29 protein-coding genes and 1 pseudogene are annotated in these 21,448 nt (G+C 39.4%); 28 read left to right on the top strand and 2 right to left on the bottom strand.

Features of this window, described 5'->3' with window-relative positions; all coding sequences use genetic code 11:
- Positions 1-17 precede the first annotated feature (17 nt).
- Positions 18-464: pseudogene (locus tag FYJ57_RS09675) on the bottom strand (helix-turn-helix domain-containing protein); the annotation flags it as partial.
- A gap of 183 nt (positions 465-647) precedes the next feature.
- On the opposite strand from FYJ57_RS09675, the gene FYJ57_RS09670 reads away from it, so the two are divergent.
- The 12 genes from FYJ57_RS09670 to FYJ57_RS09615 all read left to right on the top strand — a co-directional run bounded on the left by FYJ57_RS09670 (position 648) and on the right by FYJ57_RS09615 (position 8,529).
- On the top strand, positions 648-842 hold the full coding sequence (locus FYJ57_RS09670; RefSeq protein ID WP_005611072.1) for a hypothetical protein: 195 nt from the start codon (positions 648-650) through the stop codon (positions 840-842).
- Between the two features lie 2 nt (positions 843-844).
- Positions 845-1,960, top strand: a complete 1,116-nt coding sequence (locus FYJ57_RS09665) for a site-specific integrase (protein WP_055261453.1) — start codon at positions 845-847, stop codon at positions 1,958-1,960.
- Positions 1,950-2,270, top strand: coding sequence for a plasmid mobilization protein (locus FYJ57_RS09660; RefSeq protein ID WP_022092899.1), 321 nt, complete (start codon positions 1,950-1,952; stop codon positions 2,268-2,270). Before FYJ57_RS09665 ends, FYJ57_RS09660 begins: the two co-directional genes overlap by 11 nt.
- A 124-nt stretch (positions 2,271-2,394) precedes the next feature.
- Positions 2,395-3,462, top strand: a complete 1,068-nt coding sequence (locus tag FYJ57_RS09655; RefSeq protein ID WP_022092900.1) for an AAA family ATPase — start codon at positions 2,395-2,397, stop codon at positions 3,460-3,462.
- 71 nt (positions 3,463-3,533) lie between these two features.
- Positions 3,534-3,767, top strand: coding sequence for a complexin-2 (locus FYJ57_RS09650; protein WP_427786934.1), 234 nt, complete (start codon positions 3,534-3,536; stop codon positions 3,765-3,767).
- Positions 3,768-3,958: 191 nt separating this feature from the next.
- Positions 3,959-4,186, top strand: a complete 228-nt coding sequence (locus FYJ57_RS09645; protein ID WP_022092901.1) for a DUF5348 domain-containing protein — start codon at positions 3,959-3,961, stop codon at positions 4,184-4,186.
- A 285-nt stretch (positions 4,187-4,471) separates the two neighbouring features.
- Positions 4,472-5,893 (top strand): plasmid recombination protein, encoded by a 1,422-nt coding sequence (locus tag FYJ57_RS09640; RefSeq protein ID WP_055261451.1) that lies wholly within the window; start codon positions 4,472-4,474, stop codon positions 5,891-5,893.
- A gap of 4 nt (positions 5,894-5,897) precedes the next feature.
- A complete protein-coding gene (locus FYJ57_RS09635) occupies positions 5,898-6,272 on the top strand; it encodes a TnpV protein (RefSeq protein ID WP_055261448.1) in 375 nt (124 codons plus the stop codon).
- Positions 6,273-6,525: 253 nt separating this feature from the next.
- Positions 6,526-7,188: a phosphatase PAP2 family protein gene (locus tag FYJ57_RS09630; RefSeq protein ID WP_055261446.1), complete on the top strand. Its 663-nt coding sequence runs from the start codon at positions 6,526-6,528 to the stop codon at positions 7,186-7,188.
- 21 nt (positions 7,189-7,209) lie between these two features.
- Positions 7,210-7,824, top strand: coding sequence for a helix-turn-helix domain-containing protein (locus tag FYJ57_RS09625; protein ID WP_055261444.1), 615 nt, complete (start codon positions 7,210-7,212; stop codon positions 7,822-7,824).
- Positions 7,825-7,979: 155 nt separating this feature from the next.
- Positions 7,980-8,228 (top strand): type II toxin-antitoxin system prevent-host-death family antitoxin, encoded by a 249-nt coding sequence (locus tag FYJ57_RS09620; protein ID WP_055262131.1) that lies wholly within the window; start codon positions 7,980-7,982, stop codon positions 8,226-8,228.
- Between the two features lies 1 nt (position 8,229).
- Entirely contained in the window at positions 8,230-8,529 is a 300-nt protein-coding gene (locus tag FYJ57_RS09615) for a type II toxin-antitoxin system RelE/ParE family toxin (protein WP_055262129.1), read from the top strand.
- 335 nt (positions 8,530-8,864) lie between these two features.
- Here the strand turns inward: FYJ57_RS09615 and FYJ57_RS09610 are convergent, their stop codons facing one another.
- Positions 8,865-9,386: a helix-turn-helix domain-containing protein gene (locus tag FYJ57_RS09610; RefSeq protein ID WP_154432480.1), complete on the bottom strand. Its 522-nt coding sequence runs from the start codon at positions 9,384-9,386 to the stop codon at positions 8,865-8,867.
- Positions 9,387-9,720: 334 nt separating this feature from the next.
- On the opposite strand from FYJ57_RS09610, the gene FYJ57_RS09605 reads away from it, so the two are divergent.
- From FYJ57_RS09605 to FYJ57_RS09530, 16 genes are all read left to right on the top strand, one after another.
- Complete coding sequence (locus tag FYJ57_RS09605) at positions 9,721-9,909, top strand: hypothetical protein (protein WP_087175032.1); 189 nt, start codon at positions 9,721-9,723, stop codon at positions 9,907-9,909.
- Between the two features lie 12 nt (positions 9,910-9,921).
- The gene (locus tag FYJ57_RS09600; protein ID WP_154432479.1) at positions 9,922-11,010 is read left to right on the top strand and encodes a site-specific integrase; all 1,089 of its coding nucleotides are present in this window, start codon (positions 9,922-9,924) and stop codon (positions 11,008-11,010) included.
- Positions 11,010-11,357, top strand: coding sequence for a plasmid mobilization protein (locus FYJ57_RS09595; RefSeq protein WP_118380867.1), 348 nt, complete (start codon positions 11,010-11,012; stop codon positions 11,355-11,357). The genes FYJ57_RS09600 and FYJ57_RS09595 overlap by 1 nt, the downstream gene beginning before the upstream one ends.
- 212 nt (positions 11,358-11,569) lie before the next feature.
- Complete coding sequence (locus tag FYJ57_RS09590) at positions 11,570-12,154, top strand: CHC2 zinc finger domain-containing protein (RefSeq protein WP_154432478.1); 585 nt, start codon at positions 11,570-11,572, stop codon at positions 12,152-12,154.
- A gap of 27 nt (positions 12,155-12,181) precedes the next feature.
- Entirely contained in the window at positions 12,182-13,525 is a 1,344-nt protein-coding gene (locus FYJ57_RS09585; protein ID WP_154432522.1) for a virulence-associated E family protein, read from the top strand.
- Positions 13,526-13,922: 397 nt separating this feature from the next.
- Positions 13,923-15,494 carry a MobA/MobL family protein gene (locus FYJ57_RS09580; RefSeq protein ID WP_205839948.1) on the top strand — a complete coding sequence of 524 codons (1,572 nt, stop codon included), beginning with the start codon at positions 13,923-13,925 and terminating at the stop codon, positions 15,492-15,494.
- Between the two features lie 89 nt (positions 15,495-15,583).
- The gene (locus FYJ57_RS09575; RefSeq protein WP_154432476.1) at positions 15,584-15,913 is read left to right on the top strand and encodes a PadR family transcriptional regulator; all 330 of its coding nucleotides are present in this window, start codon (positions 15,584-15,586) and stop codon (positions 15,911-15,913) included.
- Between the two features lie 3 nt (positions 15,914-15,916).
- Entirely contained in the window at positions 15,917-17,257 is a 1,341-nt protein-coding gene (locus FYJ57_RS09570; protein ID WP_154432475.1) for an FtsW/RodA/SpoVE family cell cycle protein, read from the top strand.
- Positions 17,258-17,649: 392 nt separating this feature from the next.
- Positions 17,650-17,910, top strand: coding sequence for a type II toxin-antitoxin system HicA family toxin (locus FYJ57_RS09565; RefSeq protein ID WP_154432474.1), 261 nt, complete (start codon positions 17,650-17,652; stop codon positions 17,908-17,910).
- 12 nt (positions 17,911-17,922) lie between these two features.
- The gene (locus FYJ57_RS09560) at positions 17,923-18,408 is read left to right on the top strand and encodes a type II toxin-antitoxin system HicB family antitoxin (protein WP_205839947.1); all 486 of its coding nucleotides are present in this window, start codon (positions 17,923-17,925) and stop codon (positions 18,406-18,408) included.
- Positions 18,395-18,760 (top strand): hypothetical protein, encoded by a 366-nt coding sequence (locus FYJ57_RS09555; RefSeq protein ID WP_154432473.1) that lies wholly within the window; start codon positions 18,395-18,397, stop codon positions 18,758-18,760. The genes FYJ57_RS09560 and FYJ57_RS09555 overlap by 14 nt, the downstream gene beginning before the upstream one ends.
- 14 nt (positions 18,761-18,774) lie before the next feature.
- Positions 18,775-19,275 carry a TIR domain-containing protein gene (locus FYJ57_RS09550; protein WP_154432472.1) on the top strand — a complete coding sequence of 167 codons (501 nt, stop codon included), beginning with the start codon at positions 18,775-18,777 and terminating at the stop codon, positions 19,273-19,275.
- Positions 19,247-20,185 carry a macro domain-containing protein gene (locus tag FYJ57_RS09545; RefSeq protein WP_154432471.1) on the top strand — a complete coding sequence of 313 codons (939 nt, stop codon included), beginning with the start codon at positions 19,247-19,249 and terminating at the stop codon, positions 20,183-20,185. The genes FYJ57_RS09550 and FYJ57_RS09545 overlap by 29 nt, the downstream gene beginning before the upstream one ends.
- A 580-nt stretch (positions 20,186-20,765) precedes the next feature.
- Entirely contained in the window at positions 20,766-20,993 is a 228-nt protein-coding gene (locus tag FYJ57_RS09540; protein WP_154432470.1) for a DNA-binding protein, read from the top strand.
- Positions 20,986-21,204 (top strand): hypothetical protein, encoded by a 219-nt coding sequence (locus tag FYJ57_RS09535; RefSeq protein WP_008705328.1) that lies wholly within the window; start codon positions 20,986-20,988, stop codon positions 21,202-21,204. Before FYJ57_RS09540 ends, FYJ57_RS09535 begins: the two co-directional genes overlap by 8 nt.
- Complete coding sequence (locus FYJ57_RS09530) at positions 21,201-21,326, top strand: MerR family transcriptional regulator (RefSeq protein WP_235904527.1); 126 nt, start codon at positions 21,201-21,203, stop codon at positions 21,324-21,326. The genes FYJ57_RS09535 and FYJ57_RS09530 overlap by 4 nt, the downstream gene beginning before the upstream one ends.
- The last annotated feature ends 122 nt before the right edge of the window (positions 21,327-21,448 follow it).

The raw sequence follows: 21,448 nt of genomic DNA, 5'->3' as shown, positions 1-21,448 counted from the left end.
TTTTTCGTTGGTTTTTATGTTGTTTTTTTCGGGTAATTGTACCGCCACTGGTCATATTCTTCTTTGGTGATCTCCCCGGATTTTAGTTTTTCTGCCTGTTCCTGCCATGCGTAGAACATATCAAACATAGAAAGGTAGGTGGTTCCTTTGGACTTATCCAGCCGGAGACAGAGTTCTCCGTCAATTTCTCCAATATGAAGTCCGTAAAGGTCTTCTAATGTAAATAAGGTGTGCATCAGCCCAACATAACTGTCAATGTCCGGTACAGCGAGTGCATGAGGGGAGACCTCAAAAATGTCAGCCAGTGCATTCAGATAGTTTTCCTTTGGACTGCGAGAGCCTTTTTCGTACTGTGCAATGCGGACATCAGCCTGTGATTCGCTGAATCCCAGCTGTTGACCTAAATATTTCTGCGTAAATCCACGCAGAAGTCGAAAATGATGAATTCTTTCTCCTATTGCCATGCTCATATCTCCTGTCTTTTACTTGATAAATTGAGTATAGCATATATGTATAGTACAGACAAGGAGAAACCATACAAAAAAGTATAGAATTTTTGTTTTGAAACACTTGACCAATACAAAAAAGTATAGTATCATACGGACTATACAGAAATGTATAGTGAGAAACGAAGGAGGGATTTTACAATGAGTAAAATGTTTATGAATGTAAAAGAGGTCATGGAAGTTCTGGAAGTATCGGAATCCTACGCTTATAAGCTGATGAAAAGGCTGAACAGGGAATTACAGGCGATGGGATGCCAGACAATTGCAGGAAAAGTTGACCGGAAGTATTTTTACGAACAGTTCTACGGAACGAGATCAAACGATGGGAGGAATTAAGAATGGCAATTTACAAGACTGAAAGCAATAACACATGGTACGTTATGGTACGGTATCAGGACTGGACCGGCGAACGTAAGCAGAAATGCAAAAGAGGATTTGCAACAAAAAGAGAAGCTGCACAGTGGGAGCAGCAGTTCATACTCCAGAAGAAAGCCAGTATGGATATGGAACTGGAGAGCTTCTGCAAATTATATGAGGAAGATGTGAGACCAAGGCTGAAAAAGAGTACCTGGCTTACAAAGGAAAATATTATCAAGTCCAAGATTTTACCCTATCTGGGAAAAAGAAAGGTGTCAGAAATCACCGCAAAGGATGTTTTGGACTGGCATAATGAGCTTCGCAAATTGACAAGCAGGAAAGGAAAACCTTTATCCCCTACTTATCTGAAAACAATCCATGGACAGTTGAGTACGATTTTCAACCATGCGATCAAGTTTTATGATCTTAGCATGAATCCGGCAAGGAAAGCTGGCACAATCGGCTCAGAAGAAAGCAAGGAAATGCTCTTCTGGACAAAGGCAGAGTATAAACAGTTTTCAGAAGAAATGATGGATAAACCACTTTCCTACTATGCGTTCCAGTTATTGTACTGGTGCGGAATCAGATCCGGGGAGCTTTTGGCTTTAACTCCTGCGGATTTCGATTTCCAGAAGAGAACGTTGCGGATCAACAAATCCTATCAGCGTTTAAAGGGAGAAGATGTGATCAGCACTCCGAAAACAAAGAACAGTGTCCGTACTGTAACTATGCCAAAGTTCTTATGTGACGAAATGCAGGATTGTTTGAAGTTATATTACAGCCTGCAGCCGGATGACCGTATTTTCCCTGTAACTAAGTATTATCTGAACCATGAAATGGAAAGAGGATGCAAAGCAAGCGGTGTGAAAAAAATCCGGGTGCATGATCTCAGACACAGCCATGTCTCTTTGCTGATTAACATGGGCTATACAGCACTGGCAATCGGAAAAAGGGTTGGTCATTCAGCAGAAAAGATCACTTACCGATATGCGCATCTGTTCCCGTCCGTACAGCAGGATATGGCAGACCAGTTGGATGCAGAAAACATGAATGAAGAACCAAATGATAGGGAAGGAGGACTTGCGTATGTCAGCTAAATGTTTGGATAGACAGGGGCGTTGGAGAAATAAAACGGTAGCTTTTCGGGTATCACCGGAGGAGGATGAACTTCTGGAAACAGCGGTTAAATTGTCCGGTCTGACTAAACAGGATTATATTATCCGAAGATTGCAGGAAAAAGAGGTTGTAGTGACAGGAAATCCGAGAGTGTATAAGGCGTTGAAAAATGAACTGGCAAAGGTTCTGAATGAACTGAAACGTTTGAAAAAGGGTGATGATGTGCCGGAGGATTTACTGGAAGTAATCCGGCTGATCACAGTGACGATGGATGGCATGAAGGAAGAATAGAAAATGCCTTTAAGTGTCGGCAAACACCTAAAGGCAGAGATTTGGTAGAATACTCACCAAAAACTTTCTACGAGTATTCTATCAAAATCTCCACTTCCTTTCAACGGGAAAATAAGGAGGAACGATGGAAACGAACAGAGTAGAGACAAAGAAAACAGAAATAAAAAGGACGGAGTCGGATCTGAAGCTGATAAATATGGAATCAGTGGAAGTAGAGCAGATTGAATGGCTGTTCTATCCGTTTATTCCTTTTGGAAAAGTAACGATTATTCAGGGAGATCCGGGAGAAGGAAAGACTACGATGGTACTTCAGATTATTGCGAAGTTGACCAAAGGCGAAAAAATTCTTCCAGAGCAACAACAGGCAACAGACGAGAAGGATAGAGCAGAAAAGAACGTTGACTCTGATGCGAATCCAGTGGAAAGCCCGATAGAACCTGTGAATGTTATTTATCAGACTGCAGAAGATGGATTGGGCGATACTATCAAGCCTCGACTTCTTGCAGCTGGTGCAGATTGTTCCAGAGTGATGGTAATTGATGATAACGATCGGGCATTGACCATGATGGATGCCAGATTGGAAGAAGCTATCATACAGACAAAAGCCCGTCTGGTAGTTTTAGATCCAATACAGGGATTTCTTGGAGCAGAGGTGGATATGCACCGGGCAAATGAAATCCGTCCGTTAATGAAGCGTGTGGCAGTGCTTGCAGAGAAATACCACTGTGCAATCATTCTGATCGGGCATATGAACAAAAACAGTAACGGAAAATCTTCTTACCGTGGATTGGGTTCGATTGATTTTCAGGCGGCAGCCAGAAGTGTGCTGATTGTTGGGCGGATTAAAGATGAACCGGAAATCCGTGTGGTATGCCATGTGAAAAGTTCCCTTGCACCGGAAGGGAAATCAATTGCATTCCGATTAGATAAGGATACTGGATTCGAGTGGATCGGGGAATACGACATTAGTGCGGATGATCTGCTCAGTGGTGACAGCAGAGGTCAGAAAAGCCGGAAGGCAAAGGAGTTTCTGTTGGAAATATTGGCTGATGGTGGCATGGCACAGAAAAAGATTGAAGAAGAAGCGGAAAAACGAGGAATTAAGAAGAAAACCCTACGGAACGCAAAACTGGAACTGGAGATTGATTCGGTGAAACGTGGAAATCAATGGTTCTGGATGCTTCCAGAATAAAAGGAAGATGGCAAGATGACTATTTCTTAAGAACAGGGCATCTTGCCACCTTGAAAGGAGACAACATGGAAATAAAAAATGTACAGATACCATTTGCCTTGTTTAGACAGCTGGTTTCCTATCATTTGATGGAAGATCAAAGCTGTTCGGAGGAAATTTGCAAAGGGCTTATGGAGAAAGTGGAGCGTATGGCAAACCGGCAGTTATATACACAGTCGAAAACTGCTCCGACAGAGGAAGAACGGGAAAAGTCCCGTCAGGAATATCTGGACAGGCGGGGAATACCGGAAAGCTTTCGATGGTAACAGTTCTTGTTGTCTGTCCTATGACAGGAGCGTGTCACGCACCTGTAGATAGCAGACAAGGAGAAAGCTGGTAAGATGCAAGACGGAAGGTTGTGGATAAAACGACAGTGCGTTGGTGGTTTGATGGCTGTGAAGGATGCCCTGAAACGGGGCTCCCTATGGAAAACGATAAATGAAGGGAGAGTGACACAATGAGAGAAGGAAGATTAGGTTATAACAGCAATAACGGAAGATACGGTTTATTATCATCAGATTTATGGATTGACACAGGATTTCACTGCGGAGAAGGGCTGGAAGTGCTGGTTGACGATCAGTGGGTCAAGACCAGAATGGAAATGAATCCGGCAAGGGAATGGTATCTGGTGGGGACACCATACTGCGGAGATTTGGAATATGTCCGGGCGAGAATAACGGGATAAGTCAGTCATACAAGTAACGCAGGAGTAAACCGACCAACGGGAGGAATAGGTCTTCGCTCCGATTCGGTCGGTGCATAACAGACGTCCCCGGACGTCTTGCCCCCGGCAGGGCGCAAGGGGACTTTTGATGGACGGTACGGCTGTCGAAAGTGCTTTTGCGTTACTTTTGACAAAAGTAACAAAACCGCCGTATCCGGCGAAGAGTTCTTTTTATCGCCATAACTGGCGAAGATACAAATTTATGTGCCATGTCTGGCACTGGTTTCAGAAGGGGAGGTGAGAAGCATGACCATGAAAAGAACAATTAGCGGTATGATCGGAGCTGGTTCTCTGGCTCATAACAGAAGGGATTTCATAGCAGAAAATGTAGATCCGGACAGAGTACACTTGAATATTTGTTACCAGAATGAAAATCTGAAAGATGTTTATAAAGAGTTGTTTGATGATTCTGTGGAGCGATACAATGTGGGGAAAAGAAAAGACCGTCAGATTACAAATTATTATGAAAAAATCCGGCAGGGAAAACAGGAAAAACTATTCCATGAGGTCATTTTCCAGATTGGAAATTGTGAAGACATGGCTGTAGGGACAGTAGAAGGAGAACTGGCAGTGAAGGTGTTGAATGAATATATGCAGGATTTTCAGAAAAGGAATCCAACTCTCCGGGTATTTTGCTGTTATCTTCATCAGGATGAAGCTACACCACATCTGCATATTGATTTTGTTCCCTATGTGACTGGTTGGAAAGGAAAAGGGATGGATATCAGAGTTTCACTGAAGCAGGCATTAAAAAGTTTGGGATTTCAAGGTGGAAATAAACATGACACAGAATTAAATCAGTGGATAAACCACGAAAAAGAAGTGCTGGCAGATATTGCAAAGCAGTATGGGATTGAATGGGAACAGAAAGGTACCCATGAGGAACATCTGGATGTTTATAATTTCAAGAAAAAAGAACGAAAGAAGGAAGTTCAGGCTCTGGAGCAGGAAAAAGAGTATCTGACAGCAGAGAATGAGGGACTGACTGCACAGATTGCAGAATCCAAGGCAGATATTCAGCTTTTGAAAGAAGATAAGGAACAGGCGGTCAGGGATAAAGAAGCTGCAGAAAAGCGGGCAGAGAAAGCAGAAATAGAATTAAAAAGCCTAGAAGAACGTCGGGAGCAGTTACAGCCGATCATAGATAATGTCAGTAAGGAAATAAAAGAATATGGGACGGTTAAAACGCTTCTACCGGAAGCAGGAGCATTGGAACGTGCAGGAACCTATCGGGATAAAAAAGTTAAACCATTATTTATTCAAATGAAGAATAAGATTGCTGCAATGGCTGCCCAGGTAAAAGAACTTACGAAAGAAGTGGAGAAATGGAAAAATAAATACCAGAAGACAAAACAGGCATATAACAGTGTTCAGAAAGAGTTGGATGATATGCGTAAAGACAATCAGAAATTATTAGAAGAAAAGAATATGTTGCAAAGTGTTTCTGATAGATATGATCGTGTTGTGCGTGTCATGGGAATAGACACTGTGGAGGCTGCGGTACTGCAGGATATTCATAATCAGAAAGCACTGGAAGAAAAACGACGGATGGAACAAATGCCAAAAGGAAGCATTTACGAAAGATTAGCATGGGGTGCGAAAAAGAGCGAGATGGAGAATCAGCAGCGTAAGAAAAATAAAACAAAGAACAGAGGAATGGAGATATAAGTGCATGAAAAAACACATTTATGATGAAAAGAACGGATTAAGCTATACCTTGCATGGAGATTACTATTTGCCGGGTCTGGTGCTGAATGAGGAAGAACCGACATATGGGAAATATGGAATGTTGCGGAAACAATATCTGAAAGAGTATAGACCAGCAAGATATCAGTGCCTGTTATTGACTGGAAAGCTGACTGAACATCTGAATCAGATTGATCGGGATGCAAGAGAGCAGGTCGAAATGTTAATGAAGCAGATGGCAGAAGAACAGAGTGTGACAGAAACATTGAAGATACGGGATCAGATGAAGTGGGTCGGGTTGATGAATAATATCAGAACAAGTGCTGAAAAAATTGTACTGAAAGAGATCGTTTATATATAAGTTAAGAGGGCTGCCGAAAGGCGACTCTTTGTAAATGTAAGAGTGGAATTTCAGAATAGAACATGATAGAATGCTAAAAGATAAATCCGGATTTGCAGGGATAGATAATCAGAAGGAAATACTGAAAAAACAAGCATTTACGGGTATGATACGAATCGTATCACGTATGTGACCGAGCGATTCTATCATCATTTTATGTTTTTTGATAAGGTGAATGTGTCGAAAAGACAAACCCATATAGAAAGGACGTAGAATGATGAAAAAGAACGGAATGAAGAATTTACTATTTGGAGGAATATTCATTGCAACTTTTGTATTATGGACAGTTTTGATCCAGATGGTAGATGTGCAGCCTCATGGTCAAAACGGAACGAATATTGGATTTGCAACACTCAATTGCTGGTTTCACCGCTTCACAGGCGTACACATGATGATTTATTCGATTACTGATTGGATGGGGCTGGTGCCTGTCGTAGTATGCCTGATCTTTGCAGGTGTGGGACTAGTTCAGTTGATTAAGAAAAGAAGTCTTTTCAAGGTGGATCCGGATATCATTATTCTGGGTATTTATTATATTGTCGTGATCCTGGCATATATATTTTTTGAGATGATTCCAATCAATTACAGACCTATTTTAATTAACGGAGTAATGGAGGCATCTTATCCATCATCAACTACACTATTGGTATTGTGTGTGATGCCGACTTTGATCGAACAGACTCAGCGCAGGCTGTCAAGCATTGCAGTCAAAAAAGTGATAACGATTGTAACAATCGCTTTTTCGGCATTCATGGTTATTGGCAGATTGATTTCGGGAGTACATTGGCTCACGGATATTGTAGGTGGCGTATTGTTAAGCATTGGATTATTTTCTATTTATCAGGGAGCGGTTATACTGTCAATAAAGAATAAATAAAACGAGCAAGGGGTGGAGGTTTTGGAATTTCATGAAAAACTTCAGGAATTAAGAAAAAGCCGGGGAATGACACAAGAAGAACTGGCTGCGGCATTATTTGTATCTAGAACTGCAATTTCAAAATGGGAATCCGGAAGAGGATATCCGAGCATAGATTCATTAAAGGAAATATCTCGATATTTTTCTGTGTCGATTGATGATCTGTTATCTGGAGAACAGTTGATTTTGATTGCAGAAAAAGAAAACAAATCAAATCTCAATAGTGTATGTGACTTATTATGGGGATTTGTTGACTTGCTTTCTTTGATGCTTATTTTTCTTCCGCTGTATCCCAAGCCGGTCAATGGTTATATCTATTCGGTAAATCTTTTTGAGTATGTAGATAATAATAAATGGATTATTACCATTTATTGGATAATGTTCATCACTTTAACGATTATCGGGATTGTGAAAATATTGATGGTCTATTTCAAATTTGAAAAAGGCAAAAAGGTGATTACTGCATTGTCTATAGGATGCAGTGTTATCGATGTTTTGTTTTTGGCAATGATGAAAGAACCATATGCAATAATAGTTGCTTTTCTGCTATTACTGATCAAAAGTGGTCTCCTTTATAAACAAGCCAAGGCAGGCTGATCAGGTATTGTCCCCTACAACTTCAAGTTTGTCGAATTAAAAAATAGGAATAGTTATAATAGAAAGCTGTAAAAATTCACGTTGAATTTTACAGCTTTTTGTGTATAATATAAGTAGCAGAAACAATATAAAATCAAGGAAGGAGCTGAAAGAATATGGCAAGTATTTTACCAGTATCTGATTTGAGAAATTATAACGAAGTCCTGAAGAACTGCCATAAAGGCGAGCCTGTATATCTTACCAAGAATGGTAGAGGACGTTTTGTGGTTATGGATTTTGAAGATTATGAACGTGATCGTGCGGAAAAGAAGCTTTTAATGAAGCTGCAGGAAGCCGAAGAAGCAGTGAAAGACGGCGAGGGATGGCTGGAGTTAGATGAACTGAAGGCACTTGTGGGGGAATAAGATGTTAAAATTACGGATTAACCCGATTGTTGCAAAGGACCTGAAGAATATCCGGGATTACATCGCTGAAGATAGTGAAGAATATGCCGCAAAGACTATAAAGGAAATTTATGGTAAATTTGAGAATCTCCAGATGTTTCCGGGAATGGGTTCAGACCTTTCAAAGCGAGTCAGCTTTCGGACAGACTATAAATATGCGATATGGGAAGATTATGTGATTATCTACAAGGTAAGCAACGAGTATGTAGAAATTTATCGTGTCATCAATCGGTATCAGGATATTACAAGAATTTTTGATTGATAACAGAAATATGATAACAAATTGATAACACCGTTCAGTACAGTCCGTGGACTAAGGATAGTGGAACACATATAAAACCAGATAGAACCATAACGCCTATACAAAATTGTATAGTGACAAAAACTCATTTGCGAGTTTGAATAAGATTTTGCAAAAATAGACCAAGTATTTATGCGGTTTCCAAGCAAATTCCGTTATTTTTTGGCAACGGATTGGCAACGTTCTTGCAATATCCGTTGAATAAAATTATATTTCTATAACATAAAAACCTTACTGATGAACTGTTTCCAAAATTGGAAAGAGTAGTCAGTAAGGTTTTTTCTTTTTACATTTCTTTATTGATTCTCTTTTTTCAGAGCCTTGATGAGTTCGTCAGAGAGTTCCTGAGACGGAATCTTTGCCCGAATCTCAGAGGTGTCCAATTCCGGATAGTTATATCGCCAGTTATCGTATTCTTCCTGGCTGATCTCTCCGGCTTCCAGTTTTGCAGCCATTTGCTGCCATGCATGAAAAGGTTCAAACAGATGCTGATATTCTTTTTGTTCCCGGTCAAGTCGGAGGCAGAGTTCTCCGTCAATTTCTCCGATCTTAATGCCATACATATCTTCCAGTGCAAAGAGGGTGTGCATGAGACCGAGATAGGAGTCAATGTTCGGGACATTGATGGCTCTGGTGCTTACACCGAAGATCTGTGCCATTTCTTTGACCAGATCAGCTTTAGGGGTTCTGGCTTCTGTCTCGTACTGCGCCACACGGACATCCGAAGTCTTTCCAAGGAACCCAAGAAGTTCGCCAAGCTCCTTCTGTTTCATACCTTTTCTGTTTCTGAAAAATTTAATACGTTTTCCAAATGCCATAGGAATCTCTCCTTTTCCTGAAATCTTTTATTCATTTTTGAATATAAGTTCCTACGGTGGTGCAATGAATAGGAACTGGTGGTTAACGATATTTATTTAAATCAGTATAGCATATGGAAAAATAAGACGCAATATAAACTTAAACAAAAAAATTTAATTACTGATGTTTAAATCACTTGACTTAACGGAAAAGAGTTAATATAATACGTTTAAAACTTAACTGAATAAAGTTAAGTTAAAGAAAATTTGAAAGCGAGGTTGTATAAGATGTCTTGAAAATTTGGATAAGTAGAGGGGTTTTTCCTCGAAGATGATGCGGAAGGAGGTGAATGGAATGTCTGAATTAAAGAATGGGTTTCTGACTGCAGAAGAGGTAATGGATATTTTACAGGTCAAGCAGTCAAAGGCATACCAGATTATCCGCCAGCTGAATAAAGAACTCAGCGGAATGGGACTGATTACAGTGCCGGGGCGTGTGGATGCCAATTATTTCAAGAAAAAGTTGTTTTATGAAGAAAAATAGGAGGTACTTAAGATGGCTGTCTATCAGGAAAAAGACAAAGGTACATGGAGAGTGGTGTTCCGGTACACCGATTTTACCGGGGAAAGAAAACAGACGCAGAAACGTGGCTTCAAGACCAAACGGGAAGCGACTGCATGGGAGCATGAGATGATGCTCCGAAAAGGAAATAAGCTGGATATGACGTTTGAGAGTTTTTATGAGATTTATTCCGAGTATAAACGCCAGAGGGTGAAGGAAAGTACATTTGAGACGAAAAGCCACATTGTGCGGACAAAAATCCTTCCTTACTTTGGAAAACGGAAAATCAACGAGATTACCGTGGCAGATGTGATTGCCTGGCAGAATGAGATGATGGCATACCGGGATGAAAAGGGCAAGCCCTATTCCGTGGATTATCTGAAAACGATTCAGGCACAGCTTACAGCAATTTTCAATCATGCGGTGAACTATTATAATCTGCCCAGAAATCCGGCAAGACAGGCAGGAAGTATGGGAAAAGAGGTTCCAAAGGAAATGAAATTCTGGACAAAGGAACAGTATCTGATATTTGCTGAGGCAATGATGGACAAGCCCAGATCCTATTATGCCTTTGAGATGTTGTACTGGACCGGAATTCGGGAAGGGGAGTTGCTTGCCCTTACACGATCAGATTTTGATTTTGAGAAACAGACGGTACGGATCAATAAAACGTATCACCGGATGAAAAAGCAGGATATTATTACTTCGCCAAAGACAGCAAAAAGTAATCGGATCGTTGTGATGCCGGAGTTTCTCTGTGAAGAAATGCTGGACTATTTTCAGATGTATTATTCATTGGCATCGGATCAGCGTATTTTCCCGTTTTCTAAATCTTATCTGAAACATGAAATGGAACGGGGATGCAAAGAGACAGGAGTTCCGATTATCCGAATCCACGATCTCCGCCACAGCCATGTTTCCCTGCTGATTCATATGGGATTTACTGCTCTTGCCATTGGAAACCGTGTGGGGCATGAAGCAGAAAAAATCACGTATCGGTATGCACATTTGTTTCCAACGGTACAGACGGAGATGGCGAATAAACTGGATGTGGAGCGGATGGAGAAGGAGGATGAAATCTGATGGAGAGAACGTTAGATGCAAAAGGACGATGGAGAAACCGGACAGTGGGATTCCGGGTATCCGAGGAAGAAGCAAAAATGATTGACCGCATGGTGGCGTTATCCGGGCTTAGCAAACAGGAGTACATCCTGAGAAAGTTAATGGACTGGGAAGTGACTGTGCAGGGAAATCCGAGAGTGTACAAAGCTCTGAAAAATCAGATGCAGCAGATTTACGGGGAACTGAAACGGTTGGAAGTGTGCAGTGAAGAAAATGAAGAACTTCTTCAGACTATCCAGATGGTTGCTGTGACGCTAAATGGGATGAAGGAGGAACCGCAGCATGTGGAATCCCCGGAACATCCCTAAAAAAGGAAAATGCCCCTGCTGGTAACAAGGACATTTCTCACACGCTTAAAAACTTATGCAGGCTCTGGTAAAGCCTCATAGACAAAACTCAATCCTTACGGGAGAAGTCTGCCTATACGCATATAGCTTTATGTGTAGTATAGCAAAGTTCTCCTGTGACGGAAAGAGGGAAAATTACGGAATTTGATAACAAAGGATACAGGAGGACGTACATGAACATTTTTCAGGAAATGAAAGAACGTGTCACCGCAAGGCAGGTGGCAGAAAGATATGGGTTAAAAGTGAGCCGGAACGGGATGGCGTGCTGTCCGTTTCATAATGATAAACACCCCAGTATGAAGATTGACCGGAATTATTATTGCTTCGCCTGTGGAGCCAAAGGAGATGCAGTCAATTATGTGGCGGTGCTGTTTGGATTATCGCAACTGGAAGCAGCGAAGAAGATCAATGATGATTTTTCTCTGAATCTTTCAATCGGGACATCTGGGGCAAATAGAAACCGAAAACTGGAAGTTAAGAAAAAAGAGAAGGTTCTGACGAAAGAAGAACGGATGCAATTCGTACAGAAAAAGATTGAGCAATGGGCGAAGTATGCTTCGGATGTGTTGCTCCGGTATTTACGGTGGATGGAATTCTGGAAGGAATTTTACAAGCCGGAATCTGCGGAAGAGGAATGGCATCCATTATTTGCAGAAGCCTTACAGAATGAAAGCAAGGTCAGTTATATGGCGGACATGCTGATGTTTGGAACTGACGAAGAGGTTCTGGATTTTTCCAGAACGGACGGGAGGAGGTGAAGCGGTATGAACAGAGAGTTGCAGAATATGAGCGAGGAGTCCTTGCAGAATTTAGAGGAGATTGTGGAAACGGAGCTTCTGACAGTGGAGGATATCAGAAATCGTCTGGATGTCACAGAAAAGGGGAAAATCCGGCAGTCCATTCAGAACTGCAAATATGCGTTGGAGCATGATTCCTGTCTGAAAGGAGCCATCTGCAGAAATGAAATGACGTGTCAGATTGACATCATGAAGAAAATGCCATGGAAAAGACGTGGCGTCCATATGACCGATACGGATATGAACAATCTGGCTTTATATCTGGAAAAGAACTATGGATTGACCAGTGACCGTGTAATCACAAAGGCAATCGATATTGTGGCAAATGAAAACAGCTTCCATCCGATCCTGGAATATCTGGAGAGCCTGAAATGGGATGGGACTCCAAGAATTCAGCATATGCTGACACATTTTTTCGGGGCAGAGGATATTGGATATACCGGGGAAGTGATGAAGATGCACATGATGGGAGCCATACGCAGGCTGTATGAGCCGGGAGCAAAATACGACATTATGCTCTGCCTGGTCGGCGGGCAGGGAACCGGAAAATCTACGTTTTTCCGATATCTGGCAATCAAAGATGAGTGGTTTACGGACGATATGAAACGGATCGATGATAAGAAAGTTTATGAGTATCTGCAAGGACACTGGATTGTGGAAATGTCAGAAATGAATGCGGTGGCAAATGCCAAGAGTATTGAAGAGACGAAATCTTTCCTGAGCCGACAGAAGGATATTTACCGGATTCCCTATGAAAGACGGGCAGAGGACAGGTATCGTCAGTGTGTCTTTTGCGGTACTTCCAACGACCTGAATTTCCTTCCATTTGACCGTACTGGAAACCGGAGATTTGCTCCGGTCAGGGTATTTCCGGAAAAAGCGGAAACCACCATTTATGAAAATGAAGCGGAATCCAGATTATACATTATCCAGGCATGGGCAGAGGCAATGGAAATCTATCGAAGCGGAAATTATCCGCTGACTTTTTCACCGGAGATGGAGGATCACGTTAAGCTGCTTCAGAGAGAATTCATGCCGGAGGACACTCAGACAGGTATGATACAGGCATTTCTTGATTCGTATGAAGAAGATTATGTCTGTTCTACGATTATCTATCAGCAGGTATTTCATCAGGAAGGTATCGTTCCAAAATGGCAGTCAAAAGAAATTGGTAATCTGATGGACAATGAGATCATCGGCTGGACGAAACATGGCAATCATAGGTTTGGTGGGGCAATCGGAACGCAGAGATCATGGAAACGGATTCAATCGAAAAAAGATGAGGAAGGATTCATGAAAGTGGATGAGAACATGGAAATACCATTTGATTAAAGATTACTTTTAAAATGTTTTGAGCTCTGTTCACAGGTTTCTGTTCACAAAAATCCGGGCGAAATGTGAACAAGAAGGTGTGAACAGGAGCGAAAAAACTTTGAAAACAAAGCAGAAATGAGAAACAGCCCGGAAACGGGCATCAATAAAAATGGCGGATGCGTCAGTCAGAAAAAATTAATCATCAGCACATATAGAATCATCCGGGTATGACAAAAAGAGCCCTCGGCGATTGAGAGCGAAATACACCCATCGCACAAGCTAAAGCTTATACTCTGTGTCTTTCGTCCTCCCGGAGGGCCTCGCAGGGGCGTTTTTGCATGACTTGAGAATGCCATGAAGGTCCATTCCGATGACGATTTTCTTTGGTAGCGTATCCGGGCGGAAAGGAGGTATTGTGAACAGACGAAATCATAGCTTTGTGATGGAAAGCAAGCTGCATGATGTGAAAGGCAGAGTGGATTATATCAGCAGCCCCAAGCGACAGGAGAACTTGTATGCAGTCTTTTCCAATGTAGAAGATCATTACTGGGATCTGCTTTCGGATCAAAATCAGCGGGACTTTGCAAAAAGTGGAACGGAGGGAACATGTATTGAAGCCAGGGAATTGATTATCATGTTACCGCCGAGCCTGATCGAGTATGACCATGAACTGTTGCTGAAGTATATAACTTCGGTTTTCTTAGAGAAATATGATGTGGGATGCTGCGCAGCATTGCACCACAATAAGAGCAAAACCAATCTGCATATTCACCTAATTTTTTCCGAGCGGGAGATTCGGCAGGAAGTGGAGTGGAAAATTGCCAGCAGAAATATGTTCTATAATGAAAAGGGAAAGCATGTGCGGACGAAAAAGGAAATCCTAGATGAAGACGGAAATCTCCGACCCGGATGTAAGATCATCAAAAAAAGGGAAGTGTATGAGACGAATTTCTTTCAACCCAAGAAAGAGGAATTTAAGTCCAATGCGTTTCTTGAAAATATGAAGCAGGTCATGACGGATGCCATCAATGAGATTGTGAAAGATGAAAATGAGAAGTTGCAGGTATTTCAGAAAGGCGGTCCTTATCTTGCTACCAAGAAGATTGGGAAAAACAATCCCAAAGAAGCGGAGATCAGGGCAGATAATTATCTCCGGCAGGAATGGAACCGGAATGTAGACCGGGCATTACTTACAGGTGCATCAGAAGTAGAAGTGATGATGGCAAAGCAATCACAGATTGATGAACCGGTGGCGGAGTCACTCCGGGAACATGGACAGGATCCGAAATTATTTACCGTAATTCTTCAGAAAGCAGTCGGATACCTAAGGGGATTTGTAGAATTTCTGCGGGAGACGAAATACTGCGATAGAGATTCGGAAGGGAATCCATTGCTTGCTCATGATGTAAGGATTGATATTACTCCAGAACCACTTCCAGCAAAACCGAAAGGAGAACGTCCTGCCTCGGAAAAGCAGGAAGCAGAGGTTATGAGATTACAACAGATCCTTAATAAGATGAAAAAGCAGGAACAGAAGATTTATGCCATTGAAAAAGCCGTCGTGAAACTGGAAAAAGATTTGAAGGAAGTAAAAAAGAAATGGTTCCACAAAAAAGAGCGGAAAGAACTGGAAGGAAAGATTGATGCGAAGAAAGCTCAACTGGAAAAGGCAAAAGATACACTGGATTTAATACCGGCTCAGCATGGATATCAAAATGCACTGGAAGTTACAAAGGCAATGAAGGCTGCAAGAGTGGAATTAAAGAAAGTTCAACAGGCTCAGAAGGAATGGGATGCTCAGGAGTTCAAACGGGAGAAACTGTATCTGACGATTCCGGCAAATGTGAGCAATATGCGAGCATGGGATGTGCAGAAAAGTACCGGACAGAAAAGAAGTATTCATGAACGGTTGGAGGAGAAAAAACGACAGGGGCAAAATGTAGATTATGTTAGGCAACAAAAAATTCATAATAGAGATTGCTTATAATATGATAAAAAGTCTTGACAGATAATGTTTATCTGCATATTATATAGATAACCGATATATAGATTACCTACATAAGGAGGATGAAGTTTATGGCTATTGAAAAATCATTAGTTTCCGGAAGCATGACAATGCTTATTTTGAAACTGTTATCTGAAAAGGACATGTATGGCTATGAGATGATAGATACATTACGCCAAAAATCTCAGAATGTGTTTGAATTAAAGGCCGGGACATTATATCCATTGTTGCACAGCCTTGAAGAAAAGGGCTTATTGGTGGTATATGAACAAGAATTTGGCGGAAAAACCAGAAAGTATTATAGTCTGACAAAACAGGGAGGAAAACTTCTGGAGAAGAAAACCGAAGAATGGAGAGAGTATTCGGCAGCAGTATCGAATGTTCTTGCATTGGAGGTGTGATTTATGGATGAATATTTGAAGACATTGCTAGAACAAATTCGCTGCAAGAAGGCTAGACCATATATACGACAGGAATTGCAGAATCATATGGAAGAGCAGATTGAGGCAAACATCCATGCTGGCATGAACTACGAGAGTGCAGAAAAAGAGGCTGTTAAGGATATGGGGGATCCGGTCGAGGCGGGGATTTCACTTGACCGGATTCATAAGCCTCAGATTGCATGGAAGTTGCTTTTTATGATCGCTTTAATTAGTGTAGCTGGAATTGTGACGCATATAATGATTGCAACGCATATGGATGGGGCAGATGCATTTGCTTCCAGTAGATATGTGATTCATGTATTGGTGGGAATTGTAGTCATGATGGTCTTATATTTTATGGACTATACATTATTAGCAAGATATTCTAAGTTGATTGCTGTTATATTATTGGCGACATGTTTACTAACCTTGTTTTTTGGAGTTAGCATAAATGGTATGACATATTACATGAATATTGGTGGAAGGGTCATATCCATACAGGCATTGATGTTGTTCTATGTTCCGATTTACGGGGGAGTCATTTACCAGTATCATGGATTAGGCTATAAGGGATTCGTAAAAGCAGTAGCTTGGATGGTACTGCCGATTCTTTTTGTCATGCGGATGCCTGCCACAATGACAGCAGGTTTGATGATGATATCGATGCTTGTGATGTTGACAATAGCTGTTTTGAAAGACTGGTTTATCATTCCGAAGAAAAAAACGATAGCCGGATTATGGGGGATTTTTATGGTTCTGCCAGTTGTGAGTTTCTTTGGGATGTATTTTGGAAATGTCCTGGCGTCATACCAGAAAGCACGTATACAGGCATTTGTTTCTAACACTGGAGATGCAAATTATTTGACTGCAACAATACGTTCATTTTTGAACACAAATAAAATGATAGGAAGTAGTGGAGCAGATGTTTCGGAAAAATTGCCCGGGTTTAATGCAGACTATCTGCTAACGTATTTGTCATCTACATACGGAATGATCGTAGCGATACTTGTATGCTGTGTCTTAACTGTTTTAATACTTTTTGTTTTTGGAACAGCTTTGAAACAGAAGAACCAATTAGGTATGATGATGGGATGTGGATGTGGCATGATTTTCCTTGTAAGTTTTCTGATAAATGTATTAGAAAATTTAGGGGCATTTCCGCCAACAACGACATTTCTTCCATTCTTATCTGCAGGTGGAAGTTATATTGTTGTTTCATATGGGCTCATTGGTATCGTATTAAGCATATACAGGTACAAAAATGTTTACCCGCGACATGTAAAAGTCAAAATGCCACATATAAAAATGACGATTGATTTATAATCTGACGGAATGATAATCAGAGTAAGAAACCAGAAATCTATGGCAAGTAAGGAAAAATACTCATCGAATGTTATGTGGTAGATGCAAATAAAGGTTTTGACATATTTGAGAATTCGATGCTAATATAATTTATAGAAAAGGTGTTACCGATAGACGGTTAGCCCACATAATGATTATTTAAGAAAATAACCGTTCAGTTTGCGAGGCTGGGACGGTTATTTTTTTGTGTCCGTTTGGTTTGGTAGATAGGAGTGTTGCATGATTAAAGTTGATAAAAATGATTAGACTTAAATTGCTATCAGAAAGCGATTGAAAAACGAAAAAAAGGGTGGTATAATTAAGCAACTGAAAAATAGTTGCATATAATGAATCGATGGTGGTGATAATTATAGATGCCTAAGAAAAAAGATTTGATTGAAAAACTATGTAGGAAACCAAGTCCTAAAAACTTTACAACCAGAGAGCTAGATTTGCTGATGGGTAAATGTAATTGTGAAAAATTTTCGGGAGGTAGAGGTTCAGGAATAGGGTTTGTGCATAATGAAACAAAAAGAGTTTTACAGTTTGATCAACCGCATCCAGGAAATGAATTGTATAGATACCAAATTAATAAAACTATACAATTTTTAAAAGATATAGGTGAATTAGATTAAGTTAGAGGTGATATGATGAATTCAATGTTAGAATATAAAGGATACCATGCATCTGTGGAATATGATGCAGAAGATAACATATTTGTTGGAGAAGTGTTTGGTATTACCGATTCTTTGAATTTTCATGGTACATCAGTTACGGAACTAAAAGAAATGTTTGAGCAATGTATCGATAATTATTTAGAGTTGTGTGAAAAGATAGGGAAAAATCCGGATAAAGAATTTAAAGGAACATTTAATATTAGAATACCGCCAGAAATGCATAAAAAAGCAGCATTGGAGGCTGCTAAGCAGAAGATTACTTTAAATCAATATGTAATGAAGGCGATTAATCAGTCTTTTGAGTCAAAAGAAAATATAAAGGAAACTGTAATATATATACCATATGGGAAGAAGCAAATGAATTGGGAAAGTTATGTCGATGCAAGTTTAACATCGATGTATCACGACAAGCCGATATGGTCTAAAAAGGAGAGTTTAATATATGCAGGAAATTAGTGCAAAAATTGTAAAACGGAAAATAATCAGTGCCAATATTTATATTTCTCAAAATTTGTCTAAGAAATTTGAACTTAGTATGGAATGTAGAGCAAAGATGAAAACTTCCAAAAATGAAGAAGATAAAACTGTTTTGTTAAATATTGAATTAAATATTGGTTCAAAAGATGAAGAATTACGAATGGAATTAGTTTCTGATATTGTGTTTGAATTGAATCAATTACCAGATGATTATAATGAAATTGCAGAACAGAAGTTAGTACCGATGGCAAGAGAAATGCTATTAAATTCATTGGATGATATGTTAGTTGTTATGGGATATAGTAAAATGGAGCTTGCTCAAAAAATGTAATGGAGTGATTGAAAATGGCATACAGAAATAAAGTATATGTTTCCATGGATGCAGATCATGATTTGCATTATTATTATTTGATGAAAGCGTGGAGACAAAATGACAATACATCTTTTAATTTTTATGATGCGCATGATATAAATACAATATTGGATAAAAGTGAAGAATCAATAAAAAGAGGGCTGCAAGAACGATTTAGAAATACTAAGATTTTTGTGCTTTTAGTAGGTGAACATACAAGATATTTATATAAATATGTAAGATGGGAAATTCAAGAGGCACTTAAACGAGAATTACCATGTATTGTTGTTAATTTAAATGGAAAACGATCTATGGATTCACAAAGATGTCCAGCTATCATTAGAGATGAGTTAGCGATTCATGTTAGTTTTAATGCAAAAATCTTGGAATATGCACTTGAAAACTGGCCGGATTTTAATCAAAAAGCAAAAAGAGAAGGAAAAACAGGAGCATATTATTATTCAGATGAAACATATAAGAAACTGGGGTTGTAAAGTAAAGTATATTTTAAAATTTACCATCCAACGATTTTGGAAGATTATTGAAAATGTCCTTACATTGTTAGGTATTATATTAACGGTTGGAGAATGTGTATTGTTAATGTTTAATTCAAATATTATTTACACATGGATGCATGACTATGTTATTTGGATTCTTGGTGGTTGTATAATTATTTCTTTTTGGAAAAATAAAGTTTACTTAAACTATGAATATTTTTTAAAGGGAACAGATGTGAAAATTAATTTGCAAGTATCCGATGTGTTAAATGCAAAGGCTGCAATAGTAATCCCAACAAATACAACATTTGATACTAAAATGGAAGATGAGTTTATTAGTGTTAGTAGTGTGCAGGGACAATTTCAAAAGAAATATTTTGCTAATAATATAGGGACATTGGATAATTTGATTGAAAAAGGATTGGAAGGATATGCATATGAAAAAATTGATAGAACACATAGTAAAGATAAAAAATATCCTTTAGGTACTGTTAGTAAAGTTACATATGCAGGAAAACATTATTATTTTGTGGCAATTGCAGATGTTAATGAATATGGGAAAACAGTAAATACAAAATTTGAAAATGTACAAATAGCATTAGAAGGGCTTTGGAGTCATCTGGAGAGTAGAGGACATATTGAAAATCTAGCGATTCCGTTATTGGGAACAGGAAGAGCAGGAATTAAAGAAGCCTCTAGAAAAAAGGTCATTCAGGAAATAATTTTTTCATTTGTAGCTTCTGCAAAAGAAAGAAAGATAACTGAGAACTTACAGATATGTATTCATCCGTTAGATTTGGAACATAAAGATTTAGAGTTAGATAAGCTAAACGAATATCTTCATTACATGTGCGAATATAGATATGTAGACAATAATGATAAAAAGGAAGGCGTGATGATAAAATAGAAAGAAATATATAGAGTATCATGGCAACATTCTGGCAACAGTTCATCGGAAAGCCAGCGTAAATTATGTAGTAGAAATAAAAACTTCGCTTATTGTAAGCAAAACATTAATTAATTCCGTTAAGTTTTGCCGCAATGGAGCCGAGTTTGAGTAGCTTGAAAAATCGCGGAAAAGCCCATAAATAAAGGCTTTGCGGGGTGTCGAAAAGACCAAATGGAGTGCAAATGGAGTTTAAAAATTATTTTTTTCTCTTGTTTATATTCCAGATTCACCTGCAAATTTCGTGAAATCGGTTATTCTCATAAAATAAAATTAGAGTAAATATGAAGAACAGTTTGTTTTGATTGAAGTGATTTTCGTCAAGGCAGACTGTTTTTTTGTTGCCTGCATTTAGAAAACAGATACCACAGAAAGGTTCTTTACTTTCGATGAGCTTAAACTCCATGACACAGTAATCACACTGATGGAGAATTAAAAAACAAGAAAATTTGATAAATTTCGGAAAATGATGTCCGATTTTGCATCTGCCAGTACAGAGTATATGAAGAGATAAATATTCAAAATACAGGAGGTACTGATTATGCAGAACAAATTATTTTTAAAGGCATCTGATATTTGTGAACTTCTGGAAGTAAAACAGACATCGGCTTATGAGATCATCGGAAATCTGAACAAGGAACTGGAAGAACAGGGATATCTGACGCTTAGAGGAAAAGTTCCGACAAAGTATTTTGTGAAGCGTTTCTACGGAGTGGAAGATACTTGTGAGATTCCACAGGAAGAGGGAAAGGAATGGTTTCATGCGTAAGAGAAAAATGTATTTATCAGTGGAAGACATTGCAGAACTCTTTGGATTATCAGTTTCGTTTGCTTACCGGGTGGTGGAAAGAATGAATGCCGATCTGGAAAGCAAAAACTATTATGTGATTCTCGGTCGGGTACCAACCCGTTATGTAGAGGACAAGATCTATGGTCTGGAACATGTTGAGCAATATTTGAAGGAGGATAAAGCGATATGAGTATAGTGCAGGAAAAAATGTATATGGATGTGGATGATGTGTGTGCAATTCTTGGTGTTTCTAAAGCGTATGCCTACAATTTGATGCGAGAGTACAACAAGGAGTTGAAAGCAAAAGTATAATGGTCTCATAAATTAAGACACTTTTTCGGACAGTTTTTAATGAATCTGATATACTTAAACCAGTATGAAAGAAAGGATCCATTATCATGTCCAGACAAAGAAGAAATTTTAATGCCAAATTC

The organism is Oliverpabstia intestinalis (assembly GCF_009696065.1).
Lineage (GTDB): Bacteria > Bacillota > Clostridia > Lachnospirales > Lachnospiraceae > Oliverpabstia > Oliverpabstia intestinalis.
This window is presented reverse-complemented; position numbering and strand designations above follow the sequence as displayed.